General features: G+C 70.5%; 16 protein-coding genes. 8 read left to right on the top strand and 8 right to left on the bottom strand.

What is annotated here, in order from left to right:
- Positions 1–828 (bottom strand): serine/threonine-protein kinase (locus tag ACWDX9_RS45715; protein ID WP_449966442.1); only part of this gene is annotated, 828 nt, incomplete at its 3' end.
- Positions 829–901: 73 nt separating this feature from the next.
- On the opposite strand from ACWDX9_RS45715, the gene ACWDX9_RS45720 reads away from it, so the two are divergent.
- From ACWDX9_RS45720 to ACWDX9_RS45735, 4 genes are all read left to right on the top strand, one after another.
- Positions 902–2,407: a succinic semialdehyde dehydrogenase gene (locus tag ACWDX9_RS45720; protein WP_449966444.1), complete on the top strand. Its 1,506-nt coding sequence runs from the start codon at positions 902–904 to the stop codon at positions 2,405–2,407.
- A gap of 16 nt (positions 2,408–2,423) precedes the next feature.
- Positions 2,424–3,008, top strand: a complete 585-nt coding sequence (locus ACWDX9_RS45725; protein WP_364243663.1) for a TetR/AcrR family transcriptional regulator — start codon at positions 2,424–2,426, stop codon at positions 3,006–3,008.
- A 29-nt stretch (positions 3,009–3,037) separates the two neighbouring features.
- A complete protein-coding gene (locus ACWDX9_RS45730) occupies positions 3,038–3,781 on the top strand; it encodes an MBL fold metallo-hydrolase (RefSeq protein ID WP_449966447.1) in 744 nt (247 codons plus the stop codon).
- 70 nt (positions 3,782–3,851) lie between these two features.
- Entirely contained in the window at positions 3,852–4,844 is a 993-nt protein-coding gene (locus tag ACWDX9_RS45735; protein WP_449966450.1) for a PLP-dependent cysteine synthase family protein, read from the top strand.
- On the opposite strand, the gene ACWDX9_RS45740 is transcribed toward ACWDX9_RS45735, so the two are convergent.
- Complete coding sequence (locus ACWDX9_RS45740) at positions 4,825–5,568, bottom strand: N-acetyltransferase (protein WP_449966453.1); 744 nt, start codon at positions 5,566–5,568, stop codon at positions 4,825–4,827. The genes ACWDX9_RS45735 and ACWDX9_RS45740 overlap by 20 nt on opposite strands.
- Before the next feature lie 79 nt (positions 5,569–5,647).
- On the opposite strand from ACWDX9_RS45740, the gene ACWDX9_RS45745 reads away from it, so the two are divergent.
- Both ACWDX9_RS45745 and ACWDX9_RS45750 read left to right on the top strand, forming a co-directional pair.
- Positions 5,648–7,141: a DUF885 family protein gene (locus ACWDX9_RS45745; protein WP_449966455.1), complete on the top strand. Its 1,494-nt coding sequence runs from the start codon at positions 5,648–5,650 to the stop codon at positions 7,139–7,141.
- A 67-nt stretch (positions 7,142–7,208) separates the two neighbouring features.
- Positions 7,209–8,030 (top strand): SDR family NAD(P)-dependent oxidoreductase, encoded by an 822-nt coding sequence (locus ACWDX9_RS45750; RefSeq protein ID WP_449966458.1) that lies wholly within the window; start codon positions 7,209–7,211, stop codon positions 8,028–8,030.
- Here ACWDX9_RS45750 and ACWDX9_RS45755 read toward each other — a convergent pair.
- Complete coding sequence (locus tag ACWDX9_RS45755) at positions 8,021–8,971, bottom strand: hypothetical protein (RefSeq protein ID WP_449966461.1); 951 nt, start codon at positions 8,969–8,971, stop codon at positions 8,021–8,023. The two genes, ACWDX9_RS45750 and ACWDX9_RS45755, sit on opposite strands and share 10 nt — an antisense overlap.
- Before the next feature lie 98 nt (positions 8,972–9,069).
- Between ACWDX9_RS45755 and guaA the strand changes: the two genes are divergently transcribed.
- Complete coding sequence (gene guaA / locus ACWDX9_RS45760; RefSeq protein WP_449966464.1) at positions 9,070–10,617, top strand: glutamine-hydrolyzing GMP synthase; 1,548 nt, start codon at positions 9,070–9,072, stop codon at positions 10,615–10,617.
- Positions 10,618–10,721: 104 nt separating this feature from the next.
- Here the strand turns inward: guaA and ACWDX9_RS45765 are convergent, their stop codons facing one another.
- The 5 genes from ACWDX9_RS45765 to ACWDX9_RS45785 form a co-directional block, all read right to left on the bottom strand.
- Positions 10,722–11,204 (bottom strand): ATP-binding protein, encoded by a 483-nt coding sequence (locus ACWDX9_RS45765; protein ID WP_449966467.1) that lies wholly within the window; start codon positions 11,202–11,204, stop codon positions 10,722–10,724.
- A 183-nt stretch (positions 11,205–11,387) separates the two neighbouring features.
- On the bottom strand, positions 11,388–14,078 hold the full coding sequence (locus ACWDX9_RS45770) for a hypothetical protein (RefSeq protein ID WP_449966469.1): 2,691 nt from the start codon (positions 14,076–14,078) through the stop codon (positions 11,388–11,390).
- Between the two features lie 140 nt (positions 14,079–14,218).
- Complete coding sequence (locus ACWDX9_RS45775; protein ID WP_449966472.1) at positions 14,219–15,172, bottom strand: hypothetical protein; 954 nt, start codon at positions 15,170–15,172, stop codon at positions 14,219–14,221.
- Positions 15,173–15,598: 426 nt separating this feature from the next.
- The gene (locus ACWDX9_RS45780) at positions 15,599–16,237 is read right to left on the bottom strand and encodes a protein-L-isoaspartate(D-aspartate) O-methyltransferase (RefSeq protein WP_449966474.1); all 639 of its coding nucleotides are present in this window, start codon (positions 16,235–16,237) and stop codon (positions 15,599–15,601) included.
- Between the two features lie 77 nt (positions 16,238–16,314).
- On the bottom strand, positions 16,315–17,994 hold the full coding sequence (locus ACWDX9_RS45785; RefSeq protein ID WP_449966476.1) for a DUF1996 domain-containing protein: 1,680 nt from the start codon (positions 17,992–17,994) through the stop codon (positions 16,315–16,317).
- Positions 17,995–18,348: 354 nt separating this feature from the next.
- Here ACWDX9_RS45785 and ACWDX9_RS45790 point away from each other — a divergent pair, with 354 nt between their 5' ends.
- Positions 18,349–19,263 (top strand): CHRD domain-containing protein, encoded by a 915-nt coding sequence (locus tag ACWDX9_RS45790; protein WP_449966479.1) that lies wholly within the window; start codon positions 18,349–18,351, stop codon positions 19,261–19,263.
- Positions 19,264–19,298 lie beyond the last annotated feature (35 nt).

A 19,298-nucleotide genomic window follows, 5' to 3' on the forward strand; every position in this document is an offset into this window, starting at 1 on the left:
GTCGGCGGTCGCCCGCTCGGAGGATCCGTCCCACTGGCGGACCAGCGTCGGGTTGTAGTAGTTGACCCCGAGCATGTCCAGCGGCTGGCACGCGGCCACCACGTCACGCAGCTGCCCGTCGAGCATGCCCAGGTCGGGATGCTGGTTGAGGACGCGGTTGATCACCGCGGGCATCGTGTCGCTGCCGAACGGCGCCTGTCCGGAGGCGGCGAAGACCATCGCGCTCGCCCACGAGAACATGTCGGCGGCCGGGCCGACCGTGTGCCCCATGATCTGCTCGGGCGACATGTACGCCGGCGTGCCCACGACCATGCTGCTGATCGTGGAGGTGGCGTTCAGCGCCCTGGCGATGCCGAAGTCGATCACCCGGGGCCCGTCGGCGCCGATGATCACGTTGGCCGGCTTGAAGTCACGGTGGACGATGCCGGCCTGGTGGATGGCGGCCAGCGCGGTGGCGGTGCCGATGGCCAGGCGGTGCAGGACGGTGCCCGTGCGCGGCCCCTCCTCCTGCACGACCCGGTGCAAGGAGGGCCCTTCGATGAACTCGCTGACGATGTACGGCCGATCCTCCTCGACCCCGGTGCCGAGGACGGCGGCGGTGCAGAACGGCGCCACCTGCTGGGCCACCTGGACCTCGCGCATGAACCTCTCGGCGCTCACCTGGTCGCCTGACAGGTCGGGCCGCAGCCATTTGACGGCCACGCGGGAGTCATTGTGGCCTTGGGCGAGGTAGACGACGCCCTGACCGCCCTCACCGAGCCGGCCGAGGAGATCCAGGCCCCCCAGCCGCTGTGGATCTCCGGGGCGTAGCGGAGCGAAGGTTGCCATGTAGGGATTCTGTCGCTACGGCGCGAATCCGCAAAAACTACCCGTGGGTAGCCGGGCGGAATATCCTTCTGGCATGCACGTGACGTCCAGCGGTAGGACACGGCACATCATCGCCCCCTTCACCGGCGAAACCCTCGCTGAGCTGCCCGTCTCGGACGTCGACGACGTCCGCAGGGCGTACGAGAAGGCCAGGGCCGCCCAGGACGAGTGGGCGCGCAGGCCCGTGGCGGAGCGGGCGAGACCGTTCCTGCGGCTGCACGACGCGATCCTCGACCGGCGCGCCGAGATCCTCGACATCGTCCAGGACGAGACGGGCAAGGCCCGCAAGCACGCCTTCGAGGAGGTGCTCGACGTCGCGGGCTGCGCTCTCCACTACGCCCGCCGGGCGCCCGGCCTGCTCGCGCCGCGCGCCCGCAAGGGCGTCTTCCCCGGCGCCACCCGCGTCGTGGAGCTGCGCCGGCCCAAGGGCGTGGTCGCGCTGATCTCCCCGTGGAACTACCCGCTCGCGCTGGGCGTCACCGACGCGGTGCCCGCGCTGCTGGCCGGCAACGCGATCGTGCACAAGCCGGACACGCAGACCGCCCAGTCCACGCTGTGGACCATCGACCTGCTGGCCGAGCTGGGCATGCCGCGCGAGATCTGGCAGGTCGTGCTCGGCGAGCCGGCCGAGATCGGCGACGCGCTGCTGGACGACGCCGACTACGTGGCGTTCACGGGATCGACGCGCGGCGGCAGGAAGATCGCCGAGGAGGCGGCCAAGCGGCTCATCGGCTGCTCGCTGGAGCTCGGCGGCAAGAACCCGATGGTGGTGCTCGACGACGCCGACCTCGACGTGGCCGTGCAGGGGGCCATCCGGGCCTGCTTCACGAACGCCGGGCAGCTCTGCCTGTCGATCGAGCGCCTGTACGTGCACGCGTCCGTGTTCGACGCCTTCGCCGAGCGCTTCGTCGAGCAGGTCCGGGGCATGAAGCTGGGCGCGGGCCACGACTGGTCGGTGCAGATGGGCTCGCTCACCTCGCGGCGCCAGCTCGACACGGTCGGCGCGCACGTGGACGACGCCCTGGCCAAGGGCGCGAGGCTGCTGACCGGCGGCAAGGCCAGGCCCGACCTGGGCCCGCTGTTCTACGAGCCGACCGTGCTCACCGGCGTCGCCGAGGACATGGAGCTGTGCCGCAACGAGACGTTCGGGCCGGTGGTCGCGCTCTACCCGTTCTCCTCCGAGGACGAGGTGGTCGAGCTGGCCAACGACACCATCTACGGCCTGAACGCCTCCATCTGGACCTCCAGCCTCCCGCGCGGCCGCGCGCTCGCCGCCCGCGTCAAAGCCGGCACGGTCAACATCAACGAGGGGTACGCCTCGGCCTACGCCTCCTACGACGCCCCCATGGGCGGCATGAAGGCGTCCGGGCTGGGCCGCCGGCACGGTTCGGAAGGCCTGCTGCGCTACACCGAGTCCAAGACCGTGGCCTCGCAGGCGGGCTGGCTGGGGTTCGAGCCGCCGTTCGGGCTGCCGTACGAGAAGTGGGCCGCCACCCTGGCCACCACGCTCAAGACGATGCGGCGGCTGCGGTTGAAGTGACGTCTACGCTGTAAACGTGAACGATCAGGGCACGGCCGGGCGCATCGTGGCCGTCGCGCGGCGGATCCTTCTGGAGGACGGCGCCGACGCGGTCAGCATGCGACGCGTGGGCGACGCCGTGGGCATCACCGCCATGGCCATCTACCGCCACTACCCCAACCGGGACGCCCTGCTGCGCGCGGTCGCCGACCGCAGCGCCCGCGAGCTGGCCGAGTCATGGCGGCGGCGCTCTCCTTCGGGGACGTGGGACGAGCGGTGCATGGCCGCGCTGGACGACTTCCTCGACTTCGCGCTCGGGAGCCCGCACCTGTACCGGTTCCTGATCCTGGACGCCTGGGCGGGGGCGCGGCGCTTCCCGGAGGACTTCCGCGACGGGCAGGGGCCGCCGTTCAGCGTCGTCGCCGAGCTCGTGGAGGAGGGCATGCGTACGGGGCGGCTGCGCGAGGACGATCCCCTGGAGACGGCGATGACGATCACGTCGAGCGCGCAGGGGCTGGTCCAGCAGTACCTGAGCGGGCGGATCGGGATGGCCGAGGCCGACTTCCGCGCGCTCTGCCACCGGTCGACCGGGCGGATCATCAACGGGCTCGGCGTGGAATAAGCCGTCCTGAGCCGGTGTCGTTGACGTCCATGGAGATTCGTTACCTCGGAGGGCCGACGGCGGTCCTGGAGATCGGCGGGGTGCGCCTGCTGACCGACCCTACGTTCGACGCGCCCGGCGACTACCCGATCGGGAACAGGGCGCTCACGAAGACCGCGGGGCCCGCCTTCGGCGCGGCCGAGCTCGGGGCCGTGGACGCGGTGCTGCTCTCCCACGACCAGCACCCGGACAACCTCGACAGGGCCGGGCGGGACTACCTGGTGTCCGTTCCGCTGGTGCTCTCCACCGGGTCGGCGGCCGGGCGGCTGGGGGCCTCCGTGCGGGCGCTGCCCAACTGGACGTCCGTCACGGTGGGCGACGGGCTGCGGGTGACCGGCGTCCCCGCCCAGCACGGGCCCGACGGGACCGAGCACCTGGTGGGCGAGGTGACCGGGTTCGTGCTCGGTGCTGACGGGCTGCCGACCGTCTACGTGAGCGGGGACAACGCCTCGCTGGACGTCGTACGGGAGATCGCCGGGCGGTTCGGCCCCGTGGACGTGGCGCTGCTGTTCGCGGGCGGGGCGCGCACGCCGCTGGTCGACGGCTACCTGACGCTGACCAGCGACGACGCCGTGACGGCGGCCGAGATCCTGGAGGCCCGGCACGTGGTGCCGCTGCACTTCGAGCACTGGGCGCATTTCACGCAGGGGCGGGACACCGTGGAGAAGGCGTTCGCCGGGTTCGGCGACCGGCTCCGGCTGCTCGCTCCGGGCGAAAGCACCCAGCTCCCCTGAACGCTGTTTGATCGGTCGGCTCGTGGCGAACGGCGCCGCCCGGCCTGCCCCGGCCTGGCAGGGTGGAGCCGTGAGCTGGAACGCGCGGGCCCTCGACGTGCTGGCGGCGGCGGAGCCCACCCCGCTGATCGACTTCCCGGTCCAGGCGCCCGGGATCAGGCTGCTGCTGAAGGACGAGTCCGCGCAGCCGACCGGGAGCCTGCGGCACCGGCACTCCAGGGCGCTGTTCCGGCGGGCCGTCCTCGACGGGCTGGTCGGCGAGGGCACGACCGTGGTGGAGGCCACGGGCGGCAACGCGGCCGTCGCGCAGGCCTGGTTCGCCCGGCGGCTCGGGCTGCCGTACATCGTGGTCATGCCGGGCGAGCGCAGCCAGGCGCGGGCCAGGGCGGTGGAGGCGCTGGGCGGGGAGTGCAGGTTCGTCACGCCGCCCCTCGCGATCTACGACGCGGCGCGCGCGATCCCGGGCCATTTCCTCGACCAGTTCGGCCGGGCGGCCGAGCACGACCTGGGGGAGGAGCTGTTCGCCCAGGTGCGGCCCGACTGGGTGGTGACGGGCGCGGGCACGGGTGCCACCTCCGCCACGCTCGGGCGGTGGGTACGCGAGCACGACGTCCCCTGCCGGGTCGCGGTGGCCGATCCCGATAATTCGGCATATTTCCCGGGATGGACGCTCGACGTGTCCGACTACGCGACCGGGATGCCGTCGCGGATCGAGGGCATCGGGCGGCCCCGCGTCGAGCCGGGGTTCCGGCCCGATCTCGTCGACCTCGTCATCCCGGTGCCCGACGCCGCGAGCGTGGCGGCGGCCCGGCACCTCAGGGCGGTCACGGGGCTCGCGGTGGGCGGCTCGTCGGGCACGGCGCTCTGGGCGGCGCTGGAGCTGGTCGAGCGCATGCGGGCCAGAGGCGAGACCGGCACCGTGGTGTCGCTGGTCGGGGACGCCGCCGACCGGCATCTGACGACTTATCACGATGACGCGTGGGCCGCCGCCAAGGGGCTGGACGCCGGGCAGTTCGCCGACGAGCTGCGGCGCCGGGTCGCGCTCAGGCCAGGGGGTGGCTGACCCAGACGTTCGGCTCGACGTACACGGCGTGGTCCTGCTCCACGTCGCAGTGCACCGGGGTGAGCGCGCCGGGCACCTCCACCGGGCCCGGCCGGTCGAACGGCAGGTCCGTCCACCGCCGCCACTCCGCCAGCGTGCCCGAGACGACCATCGAGCGCGGCGCCACCTTGACGATCTTCCCGCCGGCCCGCACGTGCACGCGTAACCAGGCGTCATGGGGCAGGCCGTCGGCGCGGGTCCTGAAGGCGTACTCGGCCATGGGGGTGCGCGGTTCGAGGTGCTTCTTGTTGGGCCTGACCGGCGCCACCAGCTCGCGGTAGCCGAGGCCGGCGGCCTGCTCGCGCATGGCCGCGAGCATCAGGGAGGAGAGCCCCGTCCCCTGGAGGTCGCGGCGGACGGAGATCTCCAGGGCGGAGATGCTGTCGGGCCGCTCGCCGCGCTCGCGGGCCAGCCAGCCGTACCTGATCACGCCGTCCCACCCGTCGTCGGGCAGCTCGGGGCCCCTGGAGAGGAACGGCATCATGCACGCCCGCGCCGCCAGCCGTCCCGGCTCCTCCTCGGAGTCGGCCACCAGCACGTAGCCGGCGTAGGTCGTGGTGGCGAACGGATAGAACAGGTCCGCGATCGGATCCTCGAGCACGAAATCGTGCCACGTATGGTCCATCTCGAACAGCGACGGCGCGAACTCGGGACGCTCCGCGAGCGTCGTGATCTTGAGGGCCATGGGAAACATTCTCACATTACGGCCGACCGGTACGCGCTTGTATAAAACAGGGCGAAAGGTGTGCGCTAGCGTCGGCCGCATGACAGAACTTGACGCCAGGCTGCGAGCCATCACCGACCTGTTCGTGGCCGAGGCGCGCGAGGGCGGCGGCAGGCACGAGTACGACGGCCGGATCCAGGACCTCTCGCCCGCGGGCGTGCGGTCCAGTCTGGCGCGACTCGGCGAGGGGCCGCTGCCCGCGGACGCGCATGACGCCGAGCACCTACAGGTGTTCGAGGAGAGCCTGCGCACTCAGTTCGGCGAGCTGGAGCTGCACCGCAAGAACCCGCTGATCCACCTCTCGAACCTCGACCTCGCCTGCTACGACCGCGACTACGCCCCCGAGGAGGAGCGCGAGGCGGCCAAGGCGGCCCACCTCGCGCTCTGGCCCGAGGCGGTGGACCAGGCGATCGCCTCGCTCGACCAGGTGCCGGCCCCCGTCGCGCAGTCCCTGCTCGCCGCGACCAGGGGACTGTCCGCCGGGGTCACCGACGAGGCCGCGCTCAAGGCGCACAGCCTGCTCGTGGCCCACGTCGAGCGGGCCGCGGCCGAGGGCGACCCGGACGCGGCGCTCGGCGGCGAGGCGCTGGCCAGGCTCATGGGCACGGCCGAAGGGCTGCCCGTCGACCTGGGCAGGCTCGCCGAGCGCGCCGACGCCGAGCGGGACCGGCTGATGGGCCTGCTCGCCGAGTCCTGCGCCAAGCTGGGGGAGCGGGACCGGGCGCCGCTGGACGTCGTACGGGAGCTGGTCAAGGACCATCCCGACCCCGACGGGGTCATCGAGGCGGCGCGGATCGGCACCGAGAAGGCCATCGCGTTCACCCGCGAGAAGGACCTCGTGCCCTACCACGACGGCGAGTGCCTGGTGGGGCTGGCGCCCGAGTCGCGGCGCTGGGCGATGGCCATGATGGCGTGGAACTCGCCCGGCGAGCCCGAGGGCCCGTCCTGGTACTACATCACGCCGCCGGACCCCTCCTGGTCGGAGCAGGACCAGGAGGAGTGGCTGGAGGTCTTCAGCAACGCGACGCTGCCGGCGATCAACGTGCACGAGGTCGCGCCCGGGCACTTCTCGCACGCCCGCGCGCTGCGGCGGGCCAAGTCGGACGTGCGCCGGCTCCTGCAGTCCCTCGCGTTCATCGAGGGCTGGGCGCACTACGCCGAGGAACTGTGTGTGGAGGAGGGCTTCGAGCCGGACGACCCGCGGTTCGAGATCGGTGTCTGGGTGGAGGCGCTGCTCCGCGTCACCCGGCTGGCCTGCGCGATCGGCGTGCACACCGGGCAGATGACGGTCGAGGAGGGCGCCAGGCGCTTCGAGTCCGACACGCACCTGGCCGGGCCGGCCGCGCTGTCGGAGGCCAGGCGGGCGACGTTCGACCCGACGTACGGGCGTTACACCTGGGGCAAGCTGCTCATCCTCGACCTGCGGGAGCGGGCGCGGGCGGAGTGGGGCGCGGACTTCAGCCTGCAGCGCTACCACAAGGCCCTGTTCGACCTCGGCTCGCCGCCCCTGGGCCTGATCGACCGCATCCTCTAGATCGCCCCCCTAGGGCGGTGGCGGCAGGTCAGGTAGCGTCGGTCGCGAGCGAGGGGAGGATGATCCTGTGCGGGAGCTCTCCGGCAAGGTCGCCGTGGTGACCGGCGCGGCCAGCGGCATCGGGCGGGCGCTGGCGCTCAGGTTCGCGGCCGAGGGCATGGCGCTGATGCTCGCCGACGTCGATCCCGGCGGCCTCGCCGAGACGGCCCACCAGGCAGGCGACGGCAAGGTGCTCACGCAGGTCACCGACGTCTCCGACGCGGCGGCCGTACGGCACCTGGCCAACCGCTGCTTCGGCGAGCTCGGCGCCGTGCACGTCCTCTGCAACAACGCCGGCGTCTTCCAGGGCGGCCGCATGTGGACCCGCGGCGAGGAGGACTTCGCCTGGCTGCTGGGCGTGAACCTGTGGGGCGTGCTCCACGGCATCCACGAGTTCGTCCCGCGCATGATCGAGCAGGACACCGAGGGGCACATCGTCAACACGGTGTCGGTGGCCGGGCTGTTCACCACGCCGGGATCGGGCGGGTACGCGGTCACCAAGTACGCCGCGATGGCCGCGTCCCAGGCCCTCGCCGAGGACCTGGCCGCCACGGGAGCCAAACTCCGGGTGACCGCGCTCTGCCCCGGCGCGGTCAGGACCCGCATCGCCGACTCCGAGCGCGTACGCCCGGCCGGTCCGGTCGCCATCCCCACCCAGGACGAGGCGGACGCGCGGGAATGGGTCGGCCGGGCGGCCGAGCGCGGCATCGAGCCGGCCGAGGTGGCCGGCCTGGTCGTGGCGGCCATCCGCGAGGAGCGGTTCCTGGTGCTGACCGATCCCCGGTACGCCGCCCGGCTGCGCCTGCAGACCGAGACCCTGCTCACCGGGAACCTGCCGCCCTACCAGTGACGTTCGTGGGCCAGCACCCGCACCACCGTGCCGCTGTGCGGCCTGACCAGCAGCCGGACGTGGTCGCCTGGCAGCACGTCCTGGTAGAGGCCCTGCGTGACCAGGAACGACCGGGCCTTCTCCGAGCTGCCGTCGTGCACGGCCACGTAGTAGGCGCACCTGCCGCTCGTCGTCTCGGGGTCCGGGTCGGCCACGGCCCAGTGCTTGACGACGTAACCGGAGACCTCCTGCCGTTTGGGGCCGGACGCGGCGGATCCGGGCGGCTCGATCTCGTCGCCGTGCCAGCCGCTGCCCGTGAAGATCCACTCCTGCCCGGGATCCGTCGGCTCGGCGTCCGGCCCGGCGATCTCCCGCCCGGCCGGGGTCAGCAGGAACCCCCGGCCCGCCATGAGCAGCCCCACCCCGGCCACGAACGACACCATCGTCGCGATCATCCCCGGCCACGACAGCCCGGCCGCGGAGATGGTGGCGTACCAGGGGATGAACAGCCCGGCGGCCAGGAGCACCGGAACGATCATGGTCGGCCAGCGCCGCCGCGCCAGGCCCAGGTCGATCGCGGTCTGCCGGGCCAGCGGCACCAGGCCGCCGTCCAGCTCGGCCCCTTCGGGCATGACCGCCATCACGGGCGCGTACGGCTGGCCCGCCAGGCGGGCGACCACCCGTTCCAGGACCCATCGCTCGTACGGGAGGAGCGGCTCCTGCCTCAGGGGCGCCAGCGAGAGGCGATCGTCCTCGATCGTCAGCCACCCGCGCCCGGCCAGCTCGAACAGCGCCGAGTGGAACACCTCCTGGGCCCGCATGCCGCGTAACAGCTCGACCACGGCCGGTGGCGCCTCGTGTCGCGGCGTCCCTCGCGGGCGGTCGCGGCTGGACACCTTGAAGGCGGCGGCCAGCGCGGCGGCCCACAGGGCCCACGCGGTCACCGGCCAGACAAGATCCATTGTTCTGTGTTAGCACGAGTGCCGGTAGGCAGGCCAGGCGTAATGCACAAGGCCGATAGACTGTAGTCACCGCATTTCGCCTTTGGGGGGTTCTCACGGTGTCTGAATTCGACACAGTGCTGGTGGTCGACTTCGGCGCACAGTACGCGCAGCTCATCGCCAGGCGTGTGCGCGAGTGCCACGTCTACTCCGAGATCGTGCCTTCGACCATGCCGGTCGAGGAGATGATGGCCAAGAACCCCAAGGCGATCATCCTGTCCGGCGGCCCGTCCTCGGTCTATGCCGAAGGCGCCCCGCCGGTGCCGCACGGGCTGTTCGAGACGGGTGTGCCCACGTTCGGCATCTGCTACGGCTTCCAGGCCATGGCGCAGGCGCTGGGCGGCGAGGTGGCCCGCACGGGCGTGGCCGAGTACGGCGGCACCGCGCTGGAGGTGCTCGCCGAGGGTGTGATCTTCGCCGGGCTGCCGGACGCCCAGACGGTCTGGATGTCCCACGGTGACAGCGTCGCCGCCGCCCCCGAGGGCTTCACGGTGACCGCCTCGACGAGCGAGACCCCGGTAGCCGCCTTCGAGCACCCTGAGCGCGGCCTCTACGGCGTGCAGTTCCACCCGGAGGTGCTCCACTCCGAGCACGGCCAGGTGGTCCTCAAGCACTTCCTCGACGCCGCCGGCTGCCGCCCGTCGTGGACCATGCTCAACATCGTCGAAGACTCCATTGACGCCGTGCGCCGCCAGGTCGGCGACGGCCGCGCGATCTGCGCCCTGTCCGGCGGCGTCGACTCCGCGGTGGCCGCCGCGATCGTCCAGCGCGCCATCGGCGACCGCTTGACCTGCGTCTTCGTCGACCACGGCCTGCTGCGCAAGGGCGAGGCCGAGCAGGTGGAGCGCGACTTCGTGGCCGTCACGGGCGTGAAGCTGCGCGTGGTGGACGCCGCCGACCGCTTCCTGAAGGCGCTGGAGGGCGTCTCCGACCCGGAGGAGAAGCGGAAGATCATCGGCCGCGAGTTCATCCGCGTCTTCGAGGACGAGCAGCGCGCCATCATGGCCGACGGGCCGGTGGAGTTCCTGGTCCAGGGCACGCTCTACCCCGACGTGGTGGAGTCGGGCGGCGGCACCGGCACCGCCAACATCAAGTCCCACCACAATGTCGGCGGCCTGCCTGACGACCTCCAGTTCAAGCTGGTCGAGCCGCTGCGCGCGCTCTTCAAGGACGAGGTGCGCCGGGCGGGCGAGGAGCTGGGGCTCCCGTCCGCCATGGTCTGGCGCCAGCCCTTCCCGGGCCCCGGCCTCGGGATCCGCATCGTGGGCGAGGTCACCCGCGAGCGCCTGGACCTGCTGCGCGAGGCCGACGCGATCGCCCGCGAGGAGCTGTCCCGGGCCGGCCTCGACCGGCAGATCTGGCAGTGCCCCGTGGTGCTGCTGGCCGACGTGCGGTCGGTGGGGGTGCAGGGGGACGGGCGCACGTACGGGCACCCGGTGGTGCTGCGGCCGGTGACGTCCGAGGACGCGATGACGGCCGACTGGGCGCGGGTGCCTTACGACGTGCTGTCGCGCATCTCGACCCGGATCACCAACGAGGTCCGGGAGGTCAACCGGGTGGTGCTCGACGTGACGAGCAAGCCTCCGGGCACCATCGAGTGGGAGTAGTCCGCTAGCCGGGGCTCAGGGGCTTTTCGGGGTTCGGGGGGCTTTTCGGGGTTCGGGGGCGTCCGAGGCTTGGGTGGTTTTCGGGGTTCGGGTGGTTTTCGGGCTCAGGCGGCGACCGGGGCGAGGGCGCCGATGGGGGCGTCGGTCTCGGCGCGGGCGAACACCGGCAGCTCGAACCAGATGGCCTTGCCGCGCGCCGTACGCTCGCCGCCCCAGCAGCAGGACAGCACGTCGACGAGGAACAGCCCGCGTCCGCTCTCCGCGTCCGCGTCGACGATCAGCATGTGCGGCAGGTCGGGGTTCTCGTCCTCGACCTCGCAGCGCAGCAGGCCGTCCTCGGTGGAGAAGCTGAGGCGGACCGGCCCGTACGCGTGCTCCAGCGCGTTGCCGACCAGCTCGCTGACGAGCAGCTCCGCGGCCTCCACCTGGTCGTCGAGACCCCAGGCGGCGAGCTTGTCACGGGTCAGCCGGCGGGCATCGCACACCGAGCCGAGGTCAGGCGAGAGCCACCACGAGGCCGCGCGGCACGTGGTCTGGCGGCGGCCGGTGACCGCGGTCAGGATGCTGGTCATCAGAAGCCTGTTCATGTCCTACCCCGAGTGGGTCCTCTTCCTTGCCTCTCGTTCAGTGAGCCCAGGTTGCTCACACCATCGAGAATGCCTCAGTGAGGTGACTCAAGAAGAGGTGAAAACTCCCCGTATAGGTACCTATTCCACGTACGTAGGCAGCCCACGGCAGGGACTGGGGATGCTTTCTGATACGAGGGTGCCCTATGAGGTGGTCTGGGGCACGACGCAGTTGTTGTTCGGGGGCTTCCCCTCCGGCCAGGCGACGCCCTTGAACGTCAGCTTTCCCGAGGCCGGGTCCAGCCGGACGACCGGGAGTGCCTTGTCGTACGGGTTGCCCGCGGCGGTCAGGCAGATCAAGCCGCTCGCGCCCTGGATCCGGTAGGCGGCGTGCAGGTCGGCGAGAACGTCCTTGACGTCCTGCCGGGAAGGGACCTCCGTGGGGCTGATCGCGACCGCTTTCGCCAGGGCCCGGTGGGCGGTCAGGATCACGTCGTGGGTGATGATCGTACGCCCGTCCTCGAGTGCCACAGGGCCGATCTTGGCGGTGGCGATGAGGTGCTGGAGCCGTGCCAGGGACTCCTGCGGCTCGGCGAGATAGCGCGGGAGGTCTTCCCGCTTCGGTTTGGAGCCTTTGCGGGTGTTCTCCCGCCACCACTTCGCCACCTCGATGTTCCAGGCGGCGGGGTGGGCCGGGGCGGCGTACTCGACGGACACGGACGGTCTGCCGCCGCCCGGGTCGCCCCGGATGAGTTCGAGGTCCTCGGCGTCCAGGCGGCTGTCGAGTGTCGTCGCGTCGGAGCCGGTGATCACGGTGTAGGACTTCTTGCCGGCGCAGTAGGTGTTCGCCAGCGTCTTGACGAAGAGCTTCAGATGGAAGGCCCGGCCGGCGAAATAGATGAAACGGGCGTTCGACTGACAGATGTTCAAGGCGAAGTCCTGGAACCGGTTCGGCGTGCGGCCGGGCTCCTCAAGGCCGGGTGACTCGTACGTCATGTCCTGGACCCCGGTGCCCTTCTTGCCCTTCCTGGCCTCGGTGAAGGCGTCGCGCAGCGACTTGTCGTAGTTGTCCAAGGGCCGGGTGTCCGCGACGAGCGCGCTCTCGGCGCCCGCCAGCTTCGGGTCGGACCTGAGCAGCGCCTCGGCCTGCTCTTTGGTGGTCGAGACCACGCGGGCCAGGCCGGGGAACGGATCCCGGCTCCGGTCCTGGGTCTCCGGATTGGCGAAATCAGATGAGGTGACCAGGCTTGCGACGACGGGGATCCCCAGGTCCTTCGTCAGGTGGTGCATCGCGTTCCACGTGTTGGTCAGGCTGAGGTTGAACCCGGCGACGACGCGGAGCTGCGGTTCCCTCTCTGTGAGGTAATCCACGGTCTTCTGCCAGTACCCGTAGTCGCGGCCGGGGTTGGCGAGGACGAGGCGGATCGGGGGCTTCGCGGCGTCGGGGGTGTTGGCCTGCAGCTGGGCCAGATAGGCGCCCTGCACCTCGCTCAGGATCTGCTTGCGCACGGCCGGGATGTCCGACTGCATGGGGATCATCAACGCCACGGTGGCGTACGGTTTCGCCGCGATCCGATTGTTCTCCGCCTCGATGCGCGCGAAGACCTCCGGCATGCCGTCGAGCTCCGGCATGAGCACGCCTGTGCCGTCCGACACGCCGATGCAGTCGCGGCCCATCACCACGAGCCCTTCCCCGCAGCTCGCCGGCTCCGGCGGCGGGAGGATCACCGCGTACGCGACGAAACCCAGGACGCCCGCGAGAGCGAACATCTCGGTGGTGAGGGTCAGCGGTCCCGGCCCCCGGCGGGGCGGTTTCGGCGCCGGACCCGACCCCAGGGTGACCGGCAGCAGCCGGCTGGGCACCGGCTCGGCGCCGCCGGCGATGATGTTCTCGATGGCCTCTTTCCGCCGTGCGAACAGCGCCGGAATCTCCTTGGCGAGTTCGTCCGGAGAGACGGGCGGATTGGCCCCTCTCGCGACCGGTGCTCCGCCCCGCGCCGAGGTCGCCACGACGACGGGATAGGCGCGCAGGCCGCGGGATCCGTGATCGTACGCGGCGAGGAGCGTGTCCCTGATCTTCCGCCGCGCCGGGACGAGGTCGACGTCGGGCAGGAGAATGACGGGACGGCGCACCCGGTTGAGCCGGCGGAAAAGCCCGTGGTGCGCGTTGATATCCGCCAGCAGGGCCTTGACGAGCAGGAGCTCTTTTTCGTCGATGTCGTTCTTGGGCGGCTCGATCAGCAGCCGGCGCAGTTCCCTGACGAGCTCCTCGGTGGTCCCCAGCGGCCGTTTGAACGCCTTCTTCCGGTACCAGCGCAGGGTCCAGTGGGCACGGACCTGGAAAGCGCCGAATATGCCGATCACCAGGCCGACAATGCCGCTCGCCAGGTTTCCGAGGTAGGAGTTGGTGACGACCTTTTTGATCGACTTGCGGACCTCCCGCAGGATCTTCTGCCGGGCCCTGTCGATCGCCTCCTTGACCTTCTCCTCCAGCTCGGCGTCCAGTTCGCCCAGCTCGGCGAGGCGCTTCTGCTCCGGGTCGCGGAGATTCCAGTTCGCCAGCGCGTACGCGGCCTCGAAGCGCGGGAAGACGAGGGGAAGCCGGTAGGCGGGACGCGAGAACCTGTGCGCGACGGCCCGCAATTCCGCCGCGAACTGCGACAGGTCGGCGTTCGGCGGGGTTTTGCACGGCTCGTTGATCGGCAGGACGCTCGAATACTCTTCGTAGTACTCCGCGGGCCACGATCGAATCGCCGCGAGGTCGGCCGCGTCGTGGTCCGAGGGCTCGCACTGAAGGACCAAAGGCCCGGTCCGGCGGCCGAAACGGACCTTCCTTCGGCGGAACCGACGGAGGATCACCAGCTCCGCCAGCGCCGCGTTCAGGTGCTGAGCCACCTCGGCTCCCATCGTCGTCATATCTGCGCCAGCGAGTGGGTTGGACTTTAACCGGTCGTGACCACGGCGTAACTGGATTTGCGGAAATGCCGAGGTCCTGTACGGCGGCGCTCGCCGTACAGGACGAGGGTTATGCGGGGTCAGCCGGTTTTCTTGTCCTTGTCGGCGAGCGTGCCGCAGGTGAAGCCCTTTTCCCGGTCGGGATCGAGCTGGATGTCGATCAGGATCGTGCTCTCCGAGAACTTGCGGAAGGTCATCAGCTTGTCGCAGTCGTAGAAGGCGTATCCGCCCTCGAACTCGCCCAGCAGCATCATCCAGCGCCCGTCGTAGAGCGTCTTGCCGCTGCTGTCCTGGAGCCTGGCCCACTGGTCCTGGAAGCCGAGGCTGTCGAGCAGCGTGTTGGCCTGCCCGGTCTCCTGCACCTGCACGGCGCCGAAGACCATCTGGATGATGAGCAGATATCCCAGCCCGACCCCCGTGAAGGCCCCGATCAGGACCTTCATCCCGGCGCGGCCGATCGACCTGCGGCGAAGCAGGCGGAAGGGCACCACGTAGGCCAGGAAGCCCAGCAGGATCGCGAAGACGACCTCACCGCCCCCCAGATGGTCTCCCGACGCGGTGTACACGTAATAGAGGAAACCCAGGTAGGACAGGCCGGCCCAGACCGCGGCGGCCAGGGCGACGATCCACGGGCGTTTCCGGACGGCCTGCAACAGCCGACCGGCCCAGCCACGGGTGATGAGGTTGAGCAGCCAGCCCAGGCTGATGAGCAGGCCGATACCGGAGGCGGTGATCAGCGTCAGCGGCAGCAGGGAGCCCAGGAGCCGCCCGAAGAGCACGGACTGGTCTATGCCGGCCTGCTCGGGCGTGATGCCGAAGACGCTGTACATCTCCTTGAAGCCCATGTACAGCAGCGCGTACAGCGTGACACCGGCCGGGACCACCACCGAGCCGATCTTCTCGAGTACGTCGAGGACGCCGCCGCTGTCCTCTTCGACCTCTGCCGGCGCCTTGACGGTCTCGGCGGGGGGAGCGTCCGGCGTCGCCGGCTGAGCCGGAAGTGGCTGGTCTAATGGGTAAGACTGATAAGTCATGATAAATCGGAATCCATGCCTGTTTGACGGAGTACGGGAGCAATTGCAAGATCATGGGCCGCTTGAGGGCAGTGCGGATTGACCCCATCCCGATCGCCTAAATGGCGATCCAGCACAAAGCCCTCAAAGCGGGCGGGCCAGGATCTCGGCAAGAGTGGGGGGACGCGGCGACGCCGCAGTCGTCACTTCAACTTCCTCGAAATGTTCCCCTGATCTTCGCTGATCGTCCGAGGTCGCCGCCTCGGCGGCGGCGCTCAGCCCCATACCGTAGCGGTCGAGGCGGCACAGCCGCGACAGAACCCCCTTGATGCCGATATATGGCCGTAAGCAGTCCGAAGCTGCCACAAGTGAGCGGCGTTTTCGCTGACTCGCGCATTTACCTGACCTGTCCTGTGGTCAGTCGGAGTCATTCGCGTCATCACGCATTCACCGGCCGGGTGTGTCGTCCACGTGTTCGCCGATCAGAGGGACGAACCGGGCGGGTGTCAGCAGGCGCTCCTGGACCAGGCGGCCGTGTCGCTTGCCGAAGAGCACGACGGTCTCGTCCAGCTCCCCGTGGATCGGCATGACCAGCCGTCCGCCCTCGGCGAGCTGCTCGGCGAGCGGGGCGGGCACGGTCCGGGCCGTGGCGGACACGACGACGGCGTCGAAGGGCGCGTGCTCGGGCAGGCCGGCGGTGCCGTCGCCCACCAGTACCTCGGCGCCGGTCACCCCGGCTGCGGCGAGGTTGGCCCGCGCGTGCCGGGCCAGGTCGGCGTGGCGTTCCATGGAGTGCACCCGGCCGGCCATGCGGGCGAGCAGGGCGGTCTGGTAGCCGTACCCGGTGCCGATCTCCAGGACCGTCTCCGTGCCCGACAGCCGCAGGGCGTCGATCATCTGCGCGATCAGGGACGGCTGCGAGGTGGGCTGGCCGTGGCCGATCGGGATCGGTTCGTCGAAAGGGGCGCGGGCGGCGTAACGCGGCGGCACGAACCGGTCGCGTGGTGTGGTGGCGAGGGCCGCCAGCAGCCGGGGATCTTCCACCCCGGCCCACTGGGCGGCCTTCACCAGCGTCTCGAACTCCATCGGCGGTCACCCGCCGACGCGCTGCTCCGAGCCATGCCCACCTGCTTCCCCACAGGCCGGGCTCGATGCTGTCGGTGTCAGCAGTTCTTGCCGCTGTTGACGCAGCGGACGACGGTGTTCATGAGCCTGTGCGACATCACGCCGATGGCGCCGGCGTGGTCGGTGCTCGGGTCGTTCTGCTCGCTCGCGGGTCCGTCCACCGCGAAGGGGACGTCTCCTGAGGTGGGCACGTCGTCGTAGGTGAGCGTCATCCGGAGCTGCGGCACGGCCTCGGTGCCGCTGGGGCAGGCGCCGGTCTCGTCAGGGAAGACGAGGTGCGTGCGGTGGTCGGCGCTGTCGAGGTTCTGACCGTCCCAGCAGCTGGGCATGTCGAAGACGCGGACCAGGTCGCTGCCGGAGGGGCAGATCGGATACTTGTCGGTCAGCCGGTCGGTGAAGCCGGTGCAGGTGAACGTCGGGCGGGCGTTCTCGGCGCCGTTGCCGGCCGCCCTGGCGTCGCCGGAGATCATCCTGAGGAACCGCGGCGCCGCCGTCACCTCCGAGGTGAGGTTCCCGCGGTATTCGAGTTTCACGGACGTCGGCTGTACGGGGGTGCCGACGTTGTTGGTGTCGTCCCCGGCCGCGGATTCGTCGTCGGATCCGCGTACGCGCAGGGTTGGCCAGAAGTAGGCGGACCGGTCGTCCCTGGTACGGCAGGTGGTGTCCGCGGCGGCCAGGCTCTCGTTGGTCGAGAACGCGTCCGTGGACATGTTGCCCACGTAGTCCTGCCTGAGCTGGGCCCCGTCCGACATGCCCGGGGCGAGGATGAGGTTGTCGGTGTTGGAGTGACCGTCGCGGTTCGTGCCGCACTTGGAGGCGTACGTGCCTGTTGAGGCGTTCTCGCCTGCCTCTGGCTGCTCCGCCTTGGGGACGTCACGGATGTCGACGTAGTCGTCGGCCGTGGGCCCGGCGTCCGCCGAGTTCTGGGCGTCGTCGAGCGAGCAGGTGGCGAGTTCGTCGAGGCCGGTGGGGCGTTCCGCGACGCGTCCGATGGCTATGGAGATGCGGTCGATGGCGGCGGCCCGCTTGTCGGCCAGTGGGCCGAGGATGGCGTTCTGGACGAAGTTGGAGCCTCCTTCCCCTGCCGAGGTGGCGAGCCGGTCGTTGGCCTCCTGGAGTTGTTTGTCGAGTTGGGCGAGGTTGCGGTCCACCTCGGCCTTGGCGGCGGCCGGGACGTCGGCCAGCTTGTCCGCCACGTTCGGGCAGACGATGGTCTGCGCCGCCGGGTCCGCGGTCTGGCTACCGCTGGGATCAGGCGTGGCGGAGCCGGTCGCCGGGGGTGCGGTGGTTTGTTCCGGTGGGGTGGCTTGGTCGGATGAGGTTGCCTGGTCGGTCGGGGTGGCTTGGTCGGTCGGGGTGGCCTCCTGGGATGGGGTGGCCTTCTGGGATGGGGCGGCGGCGTCGCCGAGCGAGCAGGTGGCGAGCTCGTTGAGACCGGTGGGGCGTTCTGCGACGCGTCCGATGGCTATGGAGATGCGGTCGATGGCGGCGGCGCGTTTGTCGGCGAGTGGGCCGAGGATGGCGTTCTGGACGAAGTTGGAGCCTCCTTGTCCTGCTGAGGTGGCGAGCCGGTTGTTGGCCTCTTGGAGTTGTTTGTCGAGTTGGGCGAGGTTGCGGTCCACCTCGGCCTTGGCGGCGGCCGGGACGTCGGGCAGCTTGTCCGCCACGTTCGGGCAGGAGATGCCCTCAGTCGCGACCGTGCTCAGATAGACATCCACCGCCCCGGTCTGCGCGTACGGCGGCGAGCCTGACAGGACGAGCGCGACGCTTCCGCTCAGGCAAACCGCCCCCAACCACGGCCTGAATCGTCTTTCCCCCGATGGACTCCACATGCGACCACTCCCTCCGGTTTTGTCGTGGGCAAGGAAAGTCCGATCTTCGACAGGTACGGGGGTTCTTACGGGACGGTTCACCCGCATGCGTCCGGGAGGGGCCGCCAGACCGCCTCCCACCAGCGCGAATGCGTATTTATACACATTTGCGGATTGAACCCGGCGCGAGGCGCGGGTCGTACAACCGGGCGTCGAACACCGCTCCGAGCCTCACCCCTGAGGCAACCGAAAGGGTCAATCATGACGAAGCGCATCCTCACCGCCTCCGGCCTCGCGCTCGCCACCGCGCTGATCGCCGCATCCGTCAGCCCGGCCATGGCACAGGCGGACACGCAGTCGAGCACCGACGTCTATCTGGCGGCGACGCTGCTGGGCAAGAACGAAGTACCCGCGCCCGGCGCGAAGGTGGGTGACCGGAACGGCAGCGCGATCGCCGTGTTCCGCATCCACGGACAGCAGGTCGACTATGCGATCCGGTGGCAGAAGGTGGCCGCGCCGACCGCGTTCCACATCCACCAGGGCAAGTCCGGCAAGAACGGCGACGTCAAGATCCCGTTCTTCGGCGCTGCCCTGCCCGCCTCGCTCAGCGCCGTCAAGGGCACCGTCACGGTCAAGGACTCGGGCCTGCTCGCCAGGATCGCGAACAACCCCAAGGGCTGGTACGCCAACCTGCACACGGGCGAGTTCCCCGGCGGCGCCGTCCGCGCCCAGCTGCACCGGGTACGCCCCGTTTCGCTCGAATCGGTGCTGGCCGCCGGCTCGTCCCATCACACGCTCACCGCTCTGGCCGACGGCCGCCAGGAAGTGCCCGCGCCCGGCACCAAGGTCGGCGACCAGGACGGGCGCGCCGCGTGGCTCGTCTGGGTGAAGGGCACCAAGGTGCACTTCGCCACCGCCTGGAAACGCGTCGCCCCGCCCACGAACGGCCACGTCCACCGCGGCGTGAAGGGCAAGAACGGCCCGGTGGTCGTGGACTTCTTCGCCGCCGCCAACGGCCTGCCGGCCGGCGTCAACGGCATCGCCGGCACCGGCACCGCCTCGGCCAAGGTCGCCGCCGGCATCAAGCACAACCCCAAGGGCTGGTACGTCAACCTGCACACCGCGGAGTTCCCCGGCGGCGCGGTGCGCGGCCAGCTCCACAACGGCGGCTGGTAGCGGCACACGCGAACGCGCCGCGCGGGATCCCGCCC

It is taken from the genome of Nonomuraea sp. NPDC003201, from assembly GCF_053590415.1.